1 protein-coding gene is annotated in these 1511 nt (G+C 69.6%); it reads right to left on the bottom strand.

What is annotated here, in order from left to right:
- A partial coding sequence (locus tag ACZ7D7_RS33925) for a pyruvate formate lyase family protein (RefSeq protein WP_470829395.1) occupies positions 1 to 1511 on the bottom strand: 1511 nt, incomplete at both ends.

The raw sequence follows: 1511 nt of genomic DNA on the forward strand, positions 1-1511 counted from the left end.
CCGGCTATGCCGCAGGCCATGAAGCGGTGCACGGGGTGGTCGTGCAGCGCCATCTCGATGCGCTCGTAGGCGTACTTGTCGTGCATGTAGTGGATGACGTTGAGCGTGTTGACGTACGTCTGCGCCAGCCAGTCCAGCGTCCGGTCGTAGGCCGCCGACAGTTCGTCGTAGTCGAGGTACTCGCCGGTCAGCGACGGCGCGGCGGGGGCGATCTGCTCGCCGGTCATCTCGTCCCGGCCGCCGTTGACCGCGTACAGCAGCGCCTTGGCCAGGTTGACCCGGGCCCCGAAGAACTGCATCTGCTTACCCACCGCCATGGCGGAGACACAGCAGGCGATCGCCGTGTCGTCCCCGGTGCGCGGGCGCATCAGGTCGTCGGACTCGTACTGCACGGCGCTGGTGTCGATGGAGACCTGCGCGCAGAACTCCTTGAAGCCGTCCGGCAGCCTCGGCGACCACAGCACGGTCAGGTTCGGCTCCGGTGCCGGGCCGAGGTTGTACAGGGTCTGCAGGAAGCGGAAGGAGGTGCGGGTCACCAGCGGCCGGCCGTCGGTGCCGATGCCGCCGATGGACTCCGTCACCCAGGTCGGGTCGCCGGAGAACAGGGCGTCGTACTCGGGGGTGCGCAGGAACCGTACGATCCGCAGCTTGATCACGAAGTCGTCGATCAGCTCCTGGGCGCGCGTCTCGTCGATGGTGCCCTCGTCGAGGTCCCGCTGGAGGTAGACGTCCAGGAACGTGGAGGTGCGGCCCAGCGACATCGCTGCGCCGTTCTGCTCCTTCACCGCCGCCAGATAGCCGAGGTAGAGCCATTGGACGGCCTCGCGGGCGGTGGCGGCCGGGCGGGAGACGTCGCAGCCGTAGGAGGCGGCCATCTCCGTCAGCTCGCCCAGCGCGCGGATCTGCTCGGCCAGTTCCTCACGGTCCCGGATGACGTCCGGGCTGGAGGGCCGCGCGTCCAGCAGGGCCCGTTCGGCCCGCTTGGCCGCGACGAGCCGGTCGGTGCCGTAGAGGGCCACGCGCCGGTAGTCGCCGATGATCCGGCCGCGGCCGTAGGCGTCCGGCAGACCGGTGATGATCCCGGCCTTGCGGGCGGCGCGCATCTCAGGGGTGTAGGCGTCGAACACACCGTCGTTGTGGGTCCTGCGGTAGGTGCCGAACACCTTGGTCACGAAGGGGTCGGCCTCGTAGCCGTAGGCCCGCAGCCCGTTCTCCACCATCCGCAGGCCGCCGTTCGGCATGATCGCCCGCTTGAGCGGAGCGTCGGTCTGCAGGCCCACGATCAATTCGCGGTCCCGGTCGATCCAGCCGGGAGCGTGCGAGGTGATCGTGGAGGGGGTGGCGGTGTCGACGTCGTAGACGCCCTTCGCGCGCTCCTCCGGGAACAGCGCGCTGACCTTCTCCCAGACGGCGCGCGTGCGGTCCGTGGGCCCGGCCAGGAAGGCCGGACCGCCCTCGTAGGGCGTGTAGTTGGCCTGGATGAAGTCGCGCACGTCGATGCGCTCACGCCA

This window comes from Streptomyces sp. NPDC037054 (genome assembly GCF_055606745.1).